This window comes from Cellulomonas sp. Marseille-Q8402 (assembly GCF_965119525.1).
Window position 1 is genome coordinate 781,173 of the sequence record NZ_CBCPLX010000001.1, and the last position, 17,062, is coordinate 798,234.

Here is a 17,062-nt window from a genome sequence, read left to right on the forward strand (position 1 = left end):
GTGCGACCCCTTGCCCGGACCCTGGCGACGCCCCGTGGCGCGGCCGTCGCCCTCGGCCTGCTGCTGCTCGTGCTCGCCACCGTGCTCGGCCCCGTGCTGCTCGGCGACGCCGCGGACGCGCGGGACATCGGCGCCCGGCAGCAGGGCGCGAGCCTGGCGCACCCGTTCGGCACCGACGACCTGGGCCGCGACCTGCTCGCCCGGGTCGTCGTCGCCACCCGGCTGTCGGTGCTGCTGGCGCTCGGCGCGACGGCCCTGTCGGTCGTGGGCGGCGCGGTGGCCGGCGTCGTGGCCGCGGTGCTCCCCCCGCCCGTCCGGCGGGCCGTGAACGCCCTGATCGACATCCTGCTGTCGTTCCCGTGGCTGCTGCTGGCGCTGTTCTTCTCCGTCATCTGGGGCACCACCGCGACCGGTGCGATGCTCGCGGTCGGGTTCGCGGGCGTGCCGGTGTTCGCCCGGCTGGTCAGCACGCTGGCGTCGTCGGTCGCCGCGCACGACTACGTGCACGCGGCGCGGATGCTCGGCTCCGGCCCCCTGCGGACCGCGCGCCGGCACGTGCTGCCCAACGTGCTGCCGCCGCTGCTGGTCAACACCGCGGCGCACGCGTCGGTGACGCTGCTGTCGTTCGCCGCCCTGTCGTTCCTCGGGCTCGGCGTCCAGGCACCCGGGTACGACTGGGGCCGGCTGCTCAACGAGGGCGCCCGGCGCATCTACGTCGACCCGATGGCCGCCATCGGCCCCGGGCTGGCGATCGTGCTGACCGGCGTGCTGCTGGCGCTGCTCGGCGAGGTGCTGAGCGAGGGCGGGCGCCGCCGGCGCGGGCGTGCCGTGCGGCCCCCGCGCGCCGCGTCCGGACCTGCCCCGGCCGTCCCCGACGACGTCCCGGTGGTCGACGTCGCCGGGCTGCGCGTCGCGTTCGCCGGCGAGGACGGCACGGTCGTCGAGCGGGTCCACGGCGTCGACCTGCACGTCGCGCCGGGCGAGGTCGTCGGCCTGGTCGGCGAGTCCGGGTCCGGCAAGTCCGTCACCGCGATGGCCGTCGCCGGCCTGCTCGGCTCCGACGCGCGGGTCGAGGCCGACCGGCTGACGTTCCGCGGCATCGACATGACGCGACCGCCGTCGCCCGCCGAGCGGACCCGGCTCGGCCGGGAGCAGACGATGGTGTTCCAGGACCCGCTGAGCTCGCTCAACCCGGCGCTGACCATCGGGCGCCAGCTGCGGGAGGTCGCCGAGACCCACGCCCGGACCGGCCGCGACGAGGCGCAGCGGCGCGCCCTGGCCGCCCTCGAGCGCGTGCGCGTCCCGGAGCCGGCGCGCCGCCTGCGCCAGCTCCCGCACGAGCTGTCGGGCGGCATGCGCCAGCGGGTGATGATCGCCACCGGGCTGATGGTGACGCCGCGGCTGATCATCGCCGACGAGCCGACGACCGCCCTGGACGTCACGGTCCAGCGGCAGGTGCTCCGCACGCTCCGCGAGGCGCAGCGCAGCACCGGCGCGGCCATCCTGCTCATCTCGCACGACATCGCGCTGGTCAGCGGGTTCTGCGACCGCGTGGTCGTCATGCGGTCGGGGCGGGTCGTCGAGGAGCTCGACCCGCGGCGCTGGGCCGAGGCCCGGCACCCGTACACCCGCGGCCTGATCGCGTGCGTGCCCGACATGACGACCGACCGGACGCGGCCGCTGCCGGTGGTGGAGCCCGAGGCGGCGCCGTCCGCCACGACCCCGGTGGAGGTGCCCGCGTGACCGAGCTCGAGTTCCGGCGGGTCACCGTCGCGTACGGCCACGGCAGCCGCGCCCAGGTGGCGGTGGACCAGGTGGACCTGACCGTCCGCGCCGGCACCACGCACGGCCTGGTGGGCGAGTCCGGCTCCGGCAAGTCCACGTTGGCCCGCGCGGCCGTCGGCCTGGCCCCCACCAGCGCCGGCCAGATCCTGCTCGGCGGTGTCGACGTCACCGGCCCGTCGCGCTACGCCCGGCGCACCCGCAAGCGGGTGCAGATGGTGTTCCAGGACCCGATGAGCGCCCTGGACCCGCGCGTGCCCGTCGGCGCGTCCGTCGCCGAGGGGCTGCTGGCCACCGGCCGGCGGCTGCCGCGCGCGGACCGGGAGGCGCGGGTGCGCGACCTGCTCGCCCGCGTGCAGATCGACCCGGCGCGCGCCGGCGAGCTGCCCGCGGCGTTCTCCGGCGGCCAGCGGCAGCGGCTCACCATCGCCCGCGCGCTGGCCGCCGAGCCCGCGGTCCTGGTGGCCGACGAGATCACCTCCGCGCTCGACGTGTCCGTGCAGGGCGTGGTGCTGAACCTGCTGCGCGAGCTGCAGCGCGAGCTCGACCTGACGGTGCTGTTCATCTCCCACAACCTCGCGGTGGTCCGGTACGTCAGCGACGAGGTCACCGTGCTGCGCGGCGGCCGGGTGGTCGAGCACGGCGCCACCGAGGCGGTGCTGGCCCACCCCGCCGACCCCTACACCCGCGAGCTGCTGCGGGCGGTCCCCGTGATGGGCCGCCCCTTCGACCTGGAGGACGCATGACCGCCACCGGCCCGACCACGCTGCTCCGGCACGCCCGCCTGCTCGGCGCGTCGGGGACGTCCGACGTGCTGGTCGCGGGCGGCCGCGTGGCGCGGGTCGCGCCGGGTGGGTCGTCGCCGTCGCCGGGTGGTGCCGCCGTCGTGGACCTGGCCGGCCGGACCCTGATGCCCGGCCTGTGGGACGCGCACGTGCACCTGACCCAGTGGGTCGTCCGCCGCGAGCGCCTGGACCTCACCCCGGCGACGAGCGGGGCCGCGACCCTGGACCTGGTGCGCGCGGCGTCGCCGACGTGGCCGGGCGAGCTGCTGGTCGGCTACGGGTTCCGCGACGCGCTGTGGCCGGACGTCCCCACGCGCGCGGCGCTCGACCAGGTGGCCGCCGGCCGGCCCGTCGTGCTGATCAGCCTGGACCTGCACTGCGGGTGGCTGAGCGCGGCGGCCGCGGCGCTGCTCGGCGTGCAGCGGGGTCCGGACGGGATGCTGCGCGAGGGACCGTGGATCGCCGCCCTGGACGTGCTGGACGGGTTCACCCGGCCCGCCGACGCGGCCTACCGGGAGGCGGCGCTGGCGGCGGCGCGGCGCGGGGTGGTCGGCGTCGTCGAGCTGGAGAACGCCGACAACGCGACCGACTGGCCCCGCCGGGTGGCCGCGGGCGTGGACGCGCTGCGCGTCGAGGCCTCCGTCTGGCCGGACCGGCTCGACCAGGTCGTCGCGCGCGGGCTGCGGTCCGGCGACGTGCTCGACCCGACGGGGCTGGTGACCATGGGCCCGCTGAAGGTCGTGGTCGACGGGTCGCTCAACACCCGGACCGCGTGGTGCTGGGACCCCTACCCCGGCCTGGCCGCCGACCACCCGCACCCGTGCGGGCTCCCGGCCGTCGCGCCGGAGGAGCTGGACGGGCTGCTCGCCACCGCGACCGCCCACGGCATCCGGGCGACGGTGCACGCGATCGGCGACCGGGCCGCCGCGCGGGTGCTCGACGCGTTCGAGCGGCTCGGGCCGCTCGAGCACCCGGGGACCATCGAGCACGCCCAGCTGGTGACCCGCGCCGACGTCGCGCGGTTCGCCCGCCTCGGGCTCGTCGCGAGCGTGCAGCCCGAGCACGCCGTCGACGACCGCGACGTCGCGGACCGGTACTGGCCGGGGCGCACCGACCGGGCGTTCGCGTACGGCTCGCTGCACGCCGCCGGGGTGCCGCTGCGCCTCGGCTCCGACGCGCCGGTGTCCCCCCTGGACCCCTGGCACGCCGTCGCCGCCGCGGTCCGGCGCACCCGGGACGAGCAGCCGCCGTGGCACCCCGAGCAGCAGCTGCCGCTGGACGTGGCGCTGGCGGCGTCCGTGCGCGGCCCGCTCCGCGTGGGCGCCGGTGACCTCGCCGACCTCGTCGTCCTGGACGCGGACCCGCTGACCGCGGCCCCCGAGGTGCTGCGCGCCATGCCGGTGGCGGCCACCGCCGTGGCCGGCCGGTGGACCTGGAACGCGCTCGACGACGCGCTGGACGACGACCGGGAAGGAGCGGCCTGATGCCCGTCACGACCGTGGACGACGTGCGGATCCACTACGAGGTCACGGGCCCTGCCGACGGCGAGCCGCTCGTGCTCGTCGGCGGCGGCGGGACCCAGCTGATCGAGTGGCGGGACGGGTTCTGCGACCTGCTGGTCGCCGAGGGGTTCCGCGTCGTCCGGTTCGACCACCGGGACACCGGGCTGTCCCAGCGGTTCGGCGCGGAGGACGCCGTGGACGGCGGCTACAGCGTGCAGGAGATGGCGCTCGACGTGCTGCGCGTCCTGGACGCCCTCGGGCTGGGCTCGGCGCACCTCGCGGGGCACTCGATGGGCGGGATCATGGGCCAGTACCTGGTGCTGAGCCACCCCGGCCGCGTCCGCAGCCTGGCGCTGCTCGGCACGATCCCGGGGACCGACCCGGCGTACCTGGTCGGCCCGCAGCCCGCGGCCGGCGACCTGGTGCCCCAGCCCCGGCTGACGGTCACCGAGGCCGTCGAGCAGTTCGTCGGCACCCAGCGGGCGATGCACGCCCCGGCGTTCCGGTTCGACGAGGAGGCCGAGCGCGCCCACGCCGAGCACCAGCTGGCCCGGGGCTACGAGCCCAACGGCTTCTGGCGGCACTGGTCGGCGCTGCTGCGGGCGGACGACCGGCTGGACCGCCTCCGCGGGGTGCGGGTCCCGACCACGGTCGTGCACGGGTCGGCGGACGCGACCCTCCGGCCGCTCGCGGCGGAGCTGACGGCCGCCGCGATCCCCGGCGCCGAGCTGCACGTCGTCGAGGGCATGGGGCACCGCATCGAGCAGGAGCTCTGGCCGTTCTACGCCCGGGTCATCGCCGACAACGCCCGCCGCGCGCGTCCCTGACCGCCGGCCCGGCGCGGGTCAGGCCAGGGTGACCAGGTCCAGGTAGGCGGGGTTCCACAGGTCCTCGTCGCCGTCGGGCAGCAGCACGACGCGCTCGGGCTGCAGCGCCTCGACCGCGCCCTCGTCGTGGCTGACCAGGACGACGGCGCCGGTGTACCCGCGCAGCGCGGCCAGGATCTCCTCGCGGCTGGCCGGGTCCAGGTTGTTGGTGGGCTCGTCGAGCAGCAGCACGTTGGCGGACGACACCACGAGCGCCGCGAGCGCCAGGCGGGTCTTCTCGCCGCCGGAGAGCACGCCCGCCGGCTTGTCCGCGTCGTCGCCCGAGAACAGGAACGAGCCGAGCACCGACCGGACCTGGGTGTCGGTGAGGTCCGGCGCGGACGAGCGCAGGTTCTCCACCACCGTGCGGTCCATGTCGAGCGTCTCGTGCTCCTGGGCGTAGTACCCGAGCTTGAGGCCGTGCCCCGCGCGGACCTCGCCGGTGTCGGACTCCTGCAGGCCGGCGAGCATCCGCAGCAGCGTCGTCTTGCCGGCGCCGTTCAGCCCGAGCACGACCACGCGCGAGCCGCGGTCGATCGCCAGGTCGACGCCCGCGAACACCTCCTGCGACCCGTAGGACTTCGACAGGTCCGCCGCGGTGAGCGGGGTCTTGCCGCAGGGCGCGGGCTCGGGGAACCGCAGCCTGGCGACCTTGTCGGACGCGCGGACCTCGTCGAGGCCCGCGAGCATCCGCTCGGCGCGGCGCGCCATGTTCTGCGCGGCGACGGCCTTCGTGGCCTTCGCACGCATCTTGTCGGCCTGGGCCAGCAGCACGGACGCCTTCTTCTCGGCGTTCGCGCGCTCGCGCCGGCGGCTCTTCTCGTCCGTCTCGCGCTGCTGCACGTACGCGTCCCAGCCCAGGTTGTACTGGTCGAGCTCGCCGCGGTTGGCGTCCAGGTGGAACACCTTGTTCACGGTCGCGCGCAGCAGCTCGACGTCGTGGCTGATCACGATGAAGCCGCCCGGGTACACCTTGAGGTAGTCGCGCAGCCAGGAGATCGAGTCGGCGTCGAGGTGGTTGGTCGGCTCGTCGAGCAGCAGGGTGCCCGAGCCGGAGAACAGGATCCGGGCGAGCTCGACGCGGCGGCGCTGGCCGCCGGACAGGGTGCCGAGGGGCTGGCCGAGGACGCGGTCGTCCAGGCCCAGGTTCGACGTGATCCGGTGCGCCTCGCTCTCGGCGGCGTACCCGCCGCCCGCGGTGAACCGGGCCTCGAGCCGCGAGTACCGCTCCATCGCCGCCTCGCGGGTCTCGTCGTCGGCCGACGCCATCGCCTGCTCGGTCTCGCGCATGGCCGCCACGACCTCGTCCAGGCCGCGGGCCGACAGCACCCGGTGCATCGCGAGCGTCGACAGGTCGCCGGACCGCGGGTCCTGCGGCAGGTAGCCGACGTCGTCGCTCCGGGAGATCTGCCCGCCGCTGGGCTGGCTCTCCCCCGCGAGCGTCTTGGTCAGCGTGGTCTTCCCCGCGCCGTTGCGCCCGACCAGGCCGATCCGGTCCCCCGGTGCCACGCGGAAGGTCGCCGCCGAGAGGAGCACGCGCGCTCCCACGCGCAGCTCGACGCCCTGGGCTGTGATCACTGGTGTTCCCTCGTCCCTCTGCCGTGCACGCACGCGGAATGGCTGACTGCCGCGCGCCCCGTCGCCGGCCCGGCACAAACGCCGACCAGTCTACGAGGCCCAGCGCCCGGTCCCCGACCGGAATTCCCGCACGTGGCGGATCCCACCCCGGCCGTGCGCTACCCGGGTGCGGAATCCTCCAGCGGCGCGGGGACGGCGTTGGTCGGGTCGGCGGGTCACCGCCGGGTCCCCGGCGGCTAGCGTGACCGCCATGCCCGACCTGCCCGCGCAGCCCGCCTCCCCCACGACGACGTCGCCGCCCCCGCCTCGCCGGGCCTGCCGGTCCCCGTCGCCCGTACCTCCGTCGCCACCGACGTGGCCCTGGTCGCCACGTTCGCCGCCTTCGTCGCCGTGTGCGCCGTGCTGCCGGCGATCCCGACGGGCGGCGCCGTGCCGATCACGCTGCAGACGTTCGGCGTGGTGCTGACCGGCCTGGTGCTCGGCCCGCGGCGCGGGTTCCTCGCGCTGCTGCTCTACGTCGCGGTGGGGCTCGCGGGCGTGCCGGTGTTCTCGGGCGCGGTCGGCGGCGTCGGTGTGCTGGCGGGGCCGTCGGCGGGCTACCTGCTCGCGTTCCCGCTCGCCGCCGCGGTCGCCGGCGGGCTGGGCCTGCTCGCCCGGCGGACCGTCCCGCGGTGGCGGGTGCCCGCCCTGTTCGGGGCCGCGGCCGCGGCGACGCTGCTGACGGTGCACCCGCTCGGCATCGCCGTCATGGGCTGGCGGCTGGGTCTGTCCGCGTCCGAGGCGGTCGCCGCCGGCGCGGTGTTCCTGCCGGGCGACGTGATCAAGAACGTGCTGGCCGCGGTCGTGGCGGCGGCGGCCCTGCGCGCGTTCCCCGACCTGCTGCGCGGCCGGTGATCGAGCTCGACGCCGCGGTCGTCACCGCCTACGCGCCCGGCGCTCCCCACCGCGGCGCGGAGCGGGTGGTCACGCTGCTCGGCCCGGTCACCTGCACCCTCGGCGAGCAGCGGGTCGCGGTCGTCGGGGCCAACGGGTCGGGCAAGTCGACCTTCGCCCGGCTGCTGAACGGGCTGACGCTGCCGTCGGCGGGCACCGTCCGGGTCGACGGCCTCGACACCGCACGCGACGGCGCCGCGGTCCGGCGCCGGGTCGGGTTCCTGTTCACGGACCCCGACGCGCAGGTCGTGATGCCGACGCCGGTCGAGGACGTCGCGCTCTCCCTGCGCCGGCTCGGCGTGCCGGCCCGCGAGCGGGACGCGCGCGCCCGGGAGGCCCTGGCGCGCGTCGGGCTCGCGGAGCGCGCCGACCTGCCGGTCCGGGCGCTGTCCGGCGGCCAGCGCCAGCTGCTCGCCCTCGCCGCCGTGCTGGCGACCGAGCCCGCGGTGCTGGTCTGCGACGAGCCGACCACCCTGCTGGACCTGCGCTGGCGGCGGGTCGTCGACGCCCTGCTGGCCGGTCTGCCGCAGCAGGTGGTCCAGGTGACCCACGACCTCGATGCCGCCGCCCGCGCGGACCGGGTGCTCGTCGTTGACGGCGGCCGGGTGGTGCACGACGGCGCGCCCGGCCCCGCGCTCGACGCCTACCGGGCGCTGATGGCCGCACCCGCGGACGATCGCGCGTGACGCTGCTCGGCGCGCACCGCACCGCGCGGACCCCGCTGGACCGGGCGCCCGTCGGGGCCAAGCTCGCGGCCCTCGCCCTGCTCGGCGTCGCGGTCGTCGCCACCCGCGGCGTGCCGGCCTCGCTCGGGCTGCTGCTCGTCGCGCTCGGGGCCGCCGTGGTCGCCGCCCTGCCACCCCGTCCGACGCTGCGCGGCCTGCTGCCGGTGCTGGCCACGGCGGTCCTGGCCGGCGCCTACCAGGCGTGGGCGCGCGGCTGGGCACCCGCGTTCGAGGTCGTCGCGGACCTGCTCACGCTGGTCGTCGCCGCCGCGGTCGTCACCACCACGACGCCCGCGGACCGGCTGCTCGACGCCCTGGCCCGGGCAGCGCGCCCGCTGCGGCACGTCGGCGTCCCGCCGGACCTCGTCGCCCTCGCGGTGGCGCTCGTGCTCCGCACGGTGCCCGAGATCGCGCGCACCGTGCACGAGGTCCGCGACGCCGCCCGCGCCCGGGGGCTGGAACGCGACCCGCGGGTGTGGCTGACGCCGGCGGTGCTGCGCGTCGTCGGCCGGGCCCGGGACCTGGGCGAGGCCCTGGCGGCGCGCGGGATCGTCGACTGACCGCCCGCGGCCTCGACGGGCGGGCCGCCGCACGCGGAGCTACGTTCCCCGCATGACGTTCCAGGACGGTGGCCGGTTCGAGGGCGGGCGCGTGACGTCCCGCCGCGGTGGCGGGCGGGGCCGGGGCATCGCCGTCGGCGGCGGCCTCGGCACGCTGGTGCTGGTGGTCGTGGTGACGCTGCTCGGCGGCAACCCGGCGCAGCTGCTCTCCGGCGGCACCGGGGACGGCGGTGGCACCGCCGGCGAGCAGGTCGGCACCATCGGCGAGTGCTCCGCCGAGCAGGCCAACGCCGAGCGCGAGTGCCGCCTCTCCGCCACGGTGCAGGCCCTCGACGCGTACTGGGCGCGGGCGCTGCCCGCCGCCGGGCTCGACGTCCCCGCGGGCGACGTGCCGCCGGGCGTCGTCGAGTTCCAGTCCGCGACCGACACCGGCTGCGGCGCCGCCTCGGCCGCGACCGGCCCGTTCTACTGCCCGCCCGACCGCACGATCTACCTGGACCTGACCTTCTACGACCTGCTCTCGTCGCAGTACGGCGCCGAGGACGGCCCGCTCGCCGAGATGTACGTCGTCGCGCACGAGTACGGGCACCACGTCCAGCAGCTGACCGGGGTCTTCGACCGCGCGGACCGGTCCGGGACGGGCGACGACTCCGACTCGGTCCGCGTCGAGCTGCAGGCCGACTGCTACGCCGGCCTGTGGGCGGGCGACGCCGCCACGACCGTCGACCCCGACACCGGGGTGACGTTCCTGGAGCCGATCAGCAGCCAGCAGCTCGCGGACGCCCTCTCCGCCGCCGCCGCGGTCGGCGACGACCACATCCAGCAGCAGACCTCCGGCGGCGTCGACCCGGACACCTGGACGCACGGGTCCAGCGAGCAGCGCCAGCGCTGGTTCACCACCGGCTACGAGCAGGGCACCCTGGCCGCCTGCGACACCTTCGCCGCCCCGACCCTCTGACCCACCCCACTCACCCCACCCGCGCCCCGCCCCGGCCCCGCCCCGCCCTCGCCCCCGCCCCCGCCCCCCACCCGATCGTGCGCCGAGGTAGTGCGAGAACGCCGAGGTAGTGCGCCATCGCGCACTACCTCGGCGGGAACGCACTACCTCGGCGGCCGTCCGGACGAGGGCGGGCCGGCGCGGGCGAGGGCGGGGCGGGCGACGGGGCTCGTCAGATGTTGAAGCCGAGGGCGCGCATCATGGCGCGGCCGTCGTCGGTGATCTTCTCCGGGCCCCACGGCGGCATCCAGACCCAGTTGATCCGGAACGAGTCGACCAGGCCCTCGAGCGACGAGCCGGCCTGGTCCTCGATGACGTCCGTCAGCGGGCACGCGGCCGAGGTCAGCGTCATGTCGATGGTGACGTTCCGGCCCTGGTCCACGGCGATGCCGTAGACGAGGCCGAGATCGACGACGTTGATGCCGAGCTCCGGGTCGATGACGTCCCGCAGCGCCTCCTCGATGTCCGCGACGTTGGCGGGCGCCGTGCTGGGCGTGCCCCCGGCACCGTCCGCCGGCTGGTCGGACACGGTCGTGTCGCTCATCGCCCCTCCTCGTGGGTCGTCTGCTGGGTCGTGCTCTGCTGCGCCGTGGCCTGCGCCACGGCGTCCTTCATCGCCGCCCACCCGAGCAGCGCGCACTTGATGCGCGCCGGGTAACGGGCCACGCCGACGAACGCCACGGCGTCCTCGAGGGCGTCGTCCAGCCGGTCGTCCTCGAACTTCGCGGGGAGCACCCCGCGGGAGTCCATCAGCTCGCGGAAGTCGTCCGAGAGCGCCAGGGCGCCCTCGACGCTCGCCCCGGACACGGCCTGCGACATCACCGAGGCCGAGGCCTGGGAGATGGAGCAGCCCTGGCCCGACCAGGTGAGCTCGCCGATCACCGGCGCGCCCGACTCCCCCGGCTCGAGGCGCACGCGCAGCGTGACCTCGTCCCCGCAGGTGGGGTTCACGTGGTGCACCTCGACGTCGTACGCCTCCTGCGCCCCGCGGTGCGCGGGGTGCTTGGCGTGGTCGAGGATCAGCTGCTGGTACAGCTGCTCCATGGAGCCGGTGCTCATCGGTGTCCGTCCTCGTGCATGCGTCCGCTCAGTCTTCCAGTCCGAAGAACGTCCGGACCCCCGCCAGTGCTTCCCGGAACACCGCGATCTCCTCGTCCGTCGTGTAGACGGCCGCCGACGCACGGGCGGTCGCCGCCACGCCGAACCGGCGGTGCAGCGGCTGCGCGCAGTGGTGGCCGACCCGCACGGCGACCCCGGCGTCGTCCAGCACCTGGCCGACGTCGTGCGCGTGCACGCCGTCCACCACGAAGGACACGGTGGCGAGCCGGTCGACGTTCTCGGTCGGGCCGAGCACCCGGACGCCCGGCACCGAGGCGACGGCGTCGAGCAGCAGCCCGGCCAGGTGCCGCTCGTGCGCGGCGACCGCGTCCATGCCGAGCTCCGCGAGGTAGGTCGCCGCGGCGCCCATGCCCACGGCCTGGGACACCATCTGCGTGCCGGCCTCGAACCGGCGCGGCGGCGGCGCGTAGGTCGTGGTCTCCATGGTGACGACCTCGACCATCGACCCGCCGGTCGTGACCGGGGGCATGGCCTCGAGCAGCTCGCGGCGGCCGTACAGCGCCCCGACGCCGGTGGGGCCGAGCATCTTGTGCCCGGAGAACGCCGCGAAGTCGACCCCGAGGGCCGCGAGGTCCACGGGCAGGTGCGGCACGCTCTGGCAGGCGTCGAGCACGGTCAGCGCACCCACCTCGCGGGCGCGGGCGACGAAGGGCGCGACGTCGGTGACGGCGCCGGTGACGTTGGAGGCGTGCGTGAACGCGAGCACCCGCGTGCGGTCGGTGACCACGCCGGCGAGCTCGTCGGTGCGGATCCGGCCGGAGTCGTCGACGCCCAGCCAGCGCAGCGTCGCGCCCGTGCGGGCGGCGAGCTCCTGCCACGGCACCAGGTTCGCGTGGTGCTCGGCCTCGGTGACGACGATCTCGTCGCCGGGGGCCAGGGCGAACCGGCGCGCGGCCGCTCCCCCGCGGCCCAGCGTGGCGTTGGACATCGCGTAGGCGACGAGGTTGAGCGCGGCGGTCGCGTTCGACGTCCAGACCAGCTCGTCGTCGGCGACGCCCACGAACGACGCGACCTGGGTGCGGGCCGTCTCGAAGGCCTCGGTGGCCTCCTCGGCGAGCTGGTGCGCGCCGCGGTGCACGGCCGCGTTCCGCTGCGTGTAGAAGTCCTGCTCGGCGTCGAGGACGACCTCGGGCTTCTGCGAGGTCGCACCGGAGTCCAGGTAGACGAGCGGCCGGCCGTCGCGCACCGTGCGCTGCAGCAGCGGGAAGTCCGCCCGCACCGCGGCCAGCTCGGCGGCACCCAGCGTCGCGGGGGCGGTCGGCGCGCCCTCGGCCCGGTCCAGCGTCTCGGTCATCTCGTCGTCCTGTCGGTCGTGCGGTCCGGCCTGCGCCGGAGGGTGTCGGGCCCGGGGCGGCGACGCTGCCGCCGCCCCGGGCCCGGGGCGGTCCTCGACCGTCAGGCGCTCGCGCCCGAGGTCAGGAACCGGTCGTAGCCCTCGTTCTCGAGCCGCTCGGCGAGCTCGGGCCCGCCCTCCTCGGCCACGCGCCCGTCGACGAACACGTGCACGAAGTCCGGCTTGATGTAGCGCAGGATGCGCGTGTAGTGCGTGATCAGCAGGACGCCGACCTCGGTCGACTCCTTCACGCGGTTGACGCCCTCGGACACGATGCGCAGCGCGTCGACGTCCAGGCCGGAGTCGGTCTCGTCGAGGATCGCGAACCGCGGCTTGAGGAGCTCCATCTGCAGGATCTCGTGGCGCTTCTTCTCACCGCCGGAGAAGCCCTCGTTCACCGAGCGCTCGGCGAACGCGGAGTCCATCCGCAGCTTGTCCATGGCGACGGTGACGTCCTTGATCCAGCTGCGCAGCGGCGGCGCCTCGCCGTCGATCGCGGTCTTCGCGGTGCGCAGGAAGTTCGACACCGACACGCCCGGCACCTCGACGGGGTACTGCATGGCCAGGAACAGGCCGGCGCGGGCACGCTCGTCGACGGACATCGCGAGGACGTCCTCGCCGTCGAGCGTGACGGTGCCCGAGGTGATCTGGTACTTCGGGTGCCCCGCCAGCGAGTAGGCCAGCGTGGACTTGCCGGAGCCGTTCGGGCCCATGATGGCGTGGGTCTCGTTGCTGTTGATCGTCAGGTCGACGCCACGGAGGATCGGCTTGGGGCCCTCCTTGGTCTCGACGCTGACGTGCAGGTCGCGGATCTCCAGAGTGGACATGCGTTCGTTCTCCTCGAGGCTTCAGGCAGCGCCGTCGACGTCGACGAGCACGCGCTCGCCGTCGACGGTCAGGGGGTAGACGGGCACGGGGCGGACGGCCGGGGGGCCCAGCGGCTCACCGGTGCGCAGGTCGAAGCGCGACCCGTGCAGCCAGCACTCCACGGTGCAGCCCTCGACCTCGCCGTCGGACAGCGACACGGCGCCGTGCGAGCAGATGTCGCTGATGGCGTGCAGCGCGCCGTCCTCGTCGCGGACGACCGCGACCTCGACGACACCCGACGGCCCCTCGAGCTCGACACGCAGGGTGCCGGCCTCGGGGACGTCGGAGGTCATGCAGGCGAGCTGTGCGGTCATGCGCGCTCGTCCTGCGCGGTGACCGAGGCCGGCTCGTTCAGGATGGCGCGCGCGCCGTCCGTCTCGGGCGTGATGTCGCTCGCCAGGTCGCCGCCGGTGACGACGGCCGCCGCGTCGGCGAACTCCGACATCGACTGCGCGAGCTCGCGCTCGATCGCGTCGATCAGGCGCTCCTCGATCTCCGGCACGCCGATCTGGTTGATCAGCTCGGCGAAGAAGCCGCGCACCACCAGGCGCCGGGCGTCCGTCTCCGGGATGCCGCGGGCGCGCAGGTAGAACAGCTGCTCGTCGTCGAACCGGCCGGTGGCGCTGGCGTGGCCCGCGCCCTCGATCAGCCCGGTCTCGATCTCCAGGTTCGGCACGGAGTCCGCGCGCGCCCCGTCGGTGAGGACCAGGTTCCGGTTGAGCTCGTAGGTGTCGGTGCCCTCGGCCGCCGCGCGGATCAGCACGTCGCCGACCCACACGGTGTGCGCGCCCTCGCCCTGCAGCGCGCCCTTGTAGGCGACGCGCGACTTGCAGTTGGCGACGGCGTGGTCGACGAACAGCCGCTGCTCCTGGTGCTGGCCGGCGTCGGCGTAGTACACGCCGAGCATCTCGACCGAGCCGCCCTCGCCCGCGAACTCCGCGTCGGGCGTGACGCGCACGACGTCGCCGCCGAGCGTGACGACGATGTGCTTGACCGTGGCGTCCCGGCCGAGCTTCACGCGGTGCGCGGCGGTGTGCACCGTGCCCGCGTCCCAGTCGTGCACGGAGACGACGGTCAGGTGCGCACCGTCCTCGGCCACGACCTCGACGGTCTCGGTCAGCAGCGCCGACCCGACGTGGTCGACGACGACCGTCGCCTGCGACATCGGCTTGGCGTGCACCAGCAGGTGGCTGCCGGTGGCCTCGAGCTGGCCCTCGACGCCCTCGACCCGCACCGAGGTGACCGTCGACGCGACGGCCTCGGCGGGGACGGTGACGACGGTCGCCCGCGGGAACGACGCCCACGCCACGGCGGCGGCGCGGTCGCCCGGCCGGCCCGCCGTGCCCAGCCGGCTGTCGTCGCGGTCGACGATCTCGACCTCGACCTCGGGCGCGTTCACGACCGTGGTGAGGACGCCGTGGCCGGTGAGCCGTCCGGTCTCCGGGGCGAACAGCGGGGCGATGCGGTCGACGGGCGAGAACCGCCACTCCTCCTCGCGCCCGGTCGGCACCGGGAAGTCCGCGACCTCGAACGAGGTGGCACGGGCCGCGCGGGACGACTGCGGGACGCCGCCGACGCCGTGGCTGTGCGCCCCGTCGGCCGTCGCGCGGGAGTGGTCGGTGGAGAGACCGGCGGACGCGCCGGACTCGGTCGGTGTGGTGGTCGACATCAGCCGACGGCCCCTTCCATCTGCAGCTCGATCAGGCGGTTCAGCTCGAGGGCGTACTCCATGGGCAGCTCCCGCGCGATGGGCTCCACGAACCCGCGCACGATCATCGCCATGGCCTCCGTCTCGGTCATGCCGCGGGACATCAGGTAGAACAGCTGGTCCTCGCTGACGCGGGAGACCGTCGCCTCGTGACCCATCGACACGTCGTCCTCGCGGACGTCGACGTACGGGTAGGTGTCCGAGCGCGAGATCTGGTCGACCAGCAGGGCGTCGCAGAGCACGTTCGACGCGGAGTGGCTGGCGCCCTCGAGCACCTGGACCAGGCCGCGGTAGGACGTGCGACCGCCGCCGCGGGCGACCGACTTCGACACGATCGACGAGGACGTGTGCGGCGCGGCGTGCACCATCTTGCAGCCGGCGTCCTGGTGCTGGCCCTCGCCCGCGAAGGCGATCGACAGCGTCTCGCCGCGGGCGTGCTCGCCCAGCAGGTAGATCGCCGGGTACTTCATGGTGACCTTGGAGCCGATGTTGCCGTCGACCCACTCCATCGTCGCACCCTCGGCCGCGGTCGCCCGCTTGGTCACGAGGTTGTAGACGTTGTTCGACCAGTTCTGGATCGTCGTGTACCGCACGCGGGCGTTCTTCTTCACGATGATCTCGACGACCGCGGAGTGCAGGGAGTCGGACTGGTAGATCGGGGCCGTGCAGCCCTCGACGTAGTGCACGTACGAGCCCTCGTCCGCGATGATCAGCGTCCGCTCGAACTGGCCCATGTTCTCGGTGTTGATCCGGAAGTAGGCCTGCAGCGGGATCTCGACGTGCACGCCCGGCGGCACGTAGACGAACGAGCCGCCCGACCACACGGCGGTGTTGAGCGACGCGAACTTGTTGTCGCCCGGGGGGATGACCGAGCCGAAGTACTGCTCGAACAGCTCCGGGTACTCGCGCAGACCCGTGTCGGTGTCGACGAAGATGACGCCCTGCGCCTCCAGGTCCTCCTGGATCTGGTGGTAGACGACCTCGGACTCGTACTGCGCGGCGACGCCGCCGACGAGCCGCTGCTTCTCGGCCTCCGGGATGCCCAGGCGGTCGTAGGTCTCCTTGATGTCCTCGGGCAGGTCGTCCCAGGTGGTCGCCTGCTTTTCCGTGGACCGCACGAAGTACTTGATGTTGTCGAAGTCGATGCCCGACAGGTCCGCGCCCCACCAGGGCATGGGCTTCTTGTCGAACAGGCGCAGCGCCTTGAGGCGGGTCTTCAGCATCCACTCGGGCTCGTTCTTGAGCGCCGAGATGTTGCGCACGACGTCCTCCGACAGGCCGCGCTGCGCCAGGGCGCCCGCGTCGTCGGTGTCGTGCCAGCCGTAGCCGTAGGTGCCGATCGAGGCGATGGCCTCGTCCTGGCTCATCGGCTCGGCGGCCGGGCGGCCGGGGTCCGTCGTCGTCATCTCTTCGTCCTTCCGCAGGAGCACGGGGTCGGGGGGGCTCGTCATGGTCGGGGAGCGGGTCACGCCGGGGCGGGCCCGTCGGGCGGTGCGGGGGCGCGCTCGCCGGTGGTGGCGCGGCGCACGGGGGTGATCGGGATGTTGGTCGTGCAGACGTGGCCGCCGCGGGCCGGCGGCGCGCGCCGCTGCACGTGCACGCCCAGCATGCGGGAGAAGGCGTGCGCCTCGGCCTCGCACAGCTCGGGGAACTCGCGGGCGACGTCCTGCACCGGGCAGTGGCCCTGGCACAGCTGGACCGCGTGGCCGCCGGGGACGGGCCGCGCGGTGGCCGCGAACCCGTCGATCGCCAGACCGTCCGCCAGCACCTGGGCGCGGCGGGCCGGGTCGTCGCCGGCCTCGGCGAGCGCGTCGGCGTGCCGGACCTCGAGGTCGCGCACCCGCTTCTCGGCGAAGCTGCGCACCGCGTCGGCGCCGCCGATCTCGGCGACGAACCGCAGGGCCTGCGACGCGAGCTCGGAGTACTGCTGGCTCAGCGCGGCCTGGCCGGCGGGCGTGACGACGTAGTGCTTCGCGGGCCGGCCGCGGCGGGCCGGGCCGGGGACGCCGCCGTCGTGCACGACGATCTGGTGCTCGGCCTCCAGGACCGACAGGTGCCGCCGGATCGCTGCGGCGGTCAGCACCAGGTCGGCGGCGAGCTCGGCGGCCGTCACGGGGCCGTCGGCGGCGATCAGGTCCAGCACGCGCCGGCGGGTTCCGGCCTCGGACTCGGCCTCGGCGCCGCGCACGGCCGGAGCCAGGTCCGGGAGCGTTCCGGCGGTCGCGGGCACCGGCGTGGTCGGGCTCATGCACACACCTCCGGTTCGCGTGGCGTCGGTCGCGGGCAGCCTGCCCCTGGGCCCGCGTT

At 75.2% G+C, this 17,062-nt stretch carries 17 protein-coding genes; 8 read left to right on the forward strand and 9 right to left on the reverse strand.

Going from position 1 to position 17,062, the window contains the following annotated elements; translation table 11 throughout:
- The 4 genes from ACWPWW_RS03675 to ACWPWW_RS03690 are packed head-to-tail and all read left to right on the forward strand — an operon-like array spanning window position 1 to window position 4,896.
- Window positions 1-1,743, forward strand: coding sequence for a dipeptide/oligopeptide/nickel ABC transporter permease/ATP-binding protein (locus ACWPWW_RS03675; RefSeq protein ID WP_454048990.1), 1,743 nt, complete (start codon window positions 1-3; stop codon window positions 1,741-1,743).
- Window positions 1,740-2,528, forward strand: coding sequence for an ABC transporter ATP-binding protein (locus tag ACWPWW_RS03680; RefSeq protein ID WP_454048991.1), 789 nt, complete (start codon window positions 1,740-1,742; stop codon window positions 2,526-2,528). The genes ACWPWW_RS03675 and ACWPWW_RS03680 overlap by 4 nt, the downstream gene beginning before the upstream one ends.
- Complete coding sequence (locus ACWPWW_RS03685) at window positions 2,525-4,051, forward strand: amidohydrolase (protein WP_454048992.1); 1,527 nt, start codon at window positions 2,525-2,527, stop codon at window positions 4,049-4,051. Before ACWPWW_RS03680 ends, ACWPWW_RS03685 begins: the two co-directional genes overlap by 4 nt.
- On the forward strand, window positions 4,051-4,896 hold the full coding sequence (locus tag ACWPWW_RS03690) for an alpha/beta fold hydrolase (protein WP_454048993.1): 846 nt from the start codon (window positions 4,051-4,053) through the stop codon (window positions 4,894-4,896). The genes ACWPWW_RS03685 and ACWPWW_RS03690 overlap by 1 nt, the downstream gene beginning before the upstream one ends.
- 18 nt (window positions 4,897-4,914) lie before the next feature.
- Here the strand turns inward: ACWPWW_RS03690 and ACWPWW_RS03695 are convergent, their stop codons facing one another.
- Window positions 4,915-6,513 (reverse strand): ABC-F family ATP-binding cassette domain-containing protein, encoded by a 1,599-nt coding sequence (locus tag ACWPWW_RS03695; RefSeq protein WP_454048994.1) that lies wholly within the window; start codon window positions 6,511-6,513, stop codon window positions 4,915-4,917.
- Between the two features lie 354 nt (window positions 6,514-6,867).
- Here ACWPWW_RS03695 and ACWPWW_RS03700 point away from each other — a divergent pair, with 354 nt between their 5' ends.
- The 4 genes from ACWPWW_RS03700 to ypfJ are packed head-to-tail and all read left to right on the forward strand — an operon-like array spanning window position 6,868 to window position 9,689.
- Window positions 6,868-7,407 (forward strand): biotin transporter BioY, encoded by a 540-nt coding sequence (locus ACWPWW_RS03700; protein ID WP_454048995.1) that lies wholly within the window; start codon window positions 6,868-6,870, stop codon window positions 7,405-7,407.
- On the forward strand, window positions 7,404-8,132 hold the full coding sequence (locus tag ACWPWW_RS03705) for an energy-coupling factor ABC transporter ATP-binding protein (protein ID WP_454048996.1): 729 nt from the start codon (window positions 7,404-7,406) through the stop codon (window positions 8,130-8,132). Before ACWPWW_RS03700 ends, ACWPWW_RS03705 begins: the two co-directional genes overlap by 4 nt.
- Complete coding sequence (locus tag ACWPWW_RS03710) at window positions 8,129-8,731, forward strand: CbiQ family ECF transporter T component (RefSeq protein ID WP_454048997.1); 603 nt, start codon at window positions 8,129-8,131, stop codon at window positions 8,729-8,731. Before ACWPWW_RS03705 ends, ACWPWW_RS03710 begins: the two co-directional genes overlap by 4 nt.
- A 52-nt stretch (window positions 8,732-8,783) precedes the next feature.
- Window positions 8,784-9,689 (forward strand): KPN_02809 family neutral zinc metallopeptidase, encoded by a 906-nt coding sequence (ypfJ, locus tag ACWPWW_RS03715; protein WP_454048998.1) that lies wholly within the window; start codon window positions 8,784-8,786, stop codon window positions 9,687-9,689.
- A gap of 211 nt (window positions 9,690-9,900) precedes the next feature.
- Here the strand turns inward: ypfJ and ACWPWW_RS03720 are convergent, their stop codons facing one another.
- From ACWPWW_RS03720 to ACWPWW_RS03755, 8 genes are all read right to left on the reverse strand, one after another.
- Window positions 9,901-10,272, reverse strand: a complete 372-nt coding sequence (locus ACWPWW_RS03720) for a metal-sulfur cluster assembly factor (protein ID WP_454048999.1) — start codon at window positions 10,270-10,272, stop codon at window positions 9,901-9,903.
- Window positions 10,269-10,787 carry a Fe-S cluster assembly sulfur transfer protein SufU gene (gene sufU, locus ACWPWW_RS03725; RefSeq protein ID WP_454049000.1) on the reverse strand — a complete coding sequence of 173 codons (519 nt, stop codon included), beginning with the start codon at window positions 10,785-10,787 and terminating at the stop codon, window positions 10,269-10,271. Before sufU ends, ACWPWW_RS03720 begins: the two co-directional genes overlap by 4 nt.
- A gap of 28 nt (window positions 10,788-10,815) precedes the next feature.
- Complete coding sequence (locus tag ACWPWW_RS03730; protein WP_454049001.1) at window positions 10,816-12,141, reverse strand: SufS family cysteine desulfurase; 1,326 nt, start codon at window positions 12,139-12,141, stop codon at window positions 10,816-10,818.
- A 101-nt stretch (window positions 12,142-12,242) separates the two neighbouring features.
- Window positions 12,243-13,007 (reverse strand): Fe-S cluster assembly ATPase SufC, encoded by a 765-nt coding sequence (gene sufC, locus ACWPWW_RS03735; protein WP_454049002.1) that lies wholly within the window; start codon window positions 13,005-13,007, stop codon window positions 12,243-12,245.
- A 21-nt stretch (window positions 13,008-13,028) separates the two neighbouring features.
- Window positions 13,029-13,361, reverse strand: coding sequence for a non-heme iron oxygenase ferredoxin subunit (locus tag ACWPWW_RS03740; RefSeq protein ID WP_454049003.1), 333 nt, complete (start codon window positions 13,359-13,361; stop codon window positions 13,029-13,031).
- Window positions 13,358-14,716 carry a Fe-S cluster assembly protein SufD gene (sufD, locus tag ACWPWW_RS03745; RefSeq protein WP_454049004.1) on the reverse strand — a complete coding sequence of 453 codons (1,359 nt, stop codon included), beginning with the start codon at window positions 14,714-14,716 and terminating at the stop codon, window positions 13,358-13,360. The genes ACWPWW_RS03740 and sufD overlap by 4 nt, the downstream gene beginning before the upstream one ends.
- Window positions 14,716-16,161 (reverse strand): Fe-S cluster assembly protein SufB, encoded by a 1,446-nt coding sequence (sufB, locus tag ACWPWW_RS03750; protein WP_454049005.1) that lies wholly within the window; start codon window positions 16,159-16,161, stop codon window positions 14,716-14,718. Before sufB ends, sufD begins: the two co-directional genes overlap by 1 nt.
- Window positions 16,162-16,220: 59 nt before the next feature.
- Window positions 16,221-17,003: a helix-turn-helix transcriptional regulator gene (locus tag ACWPWW_RS03755; RefSeq protein ID WP_454049006.1), complete on the reverse strand. Its 783-nt coding sequence runs from the start codon at window positions 17,001-17,003 to the stop codon at window positions 16,221-16,223.
- Between the last annotated feature and the right edge of the window lie 59 nt (window positions 17,004-17,062).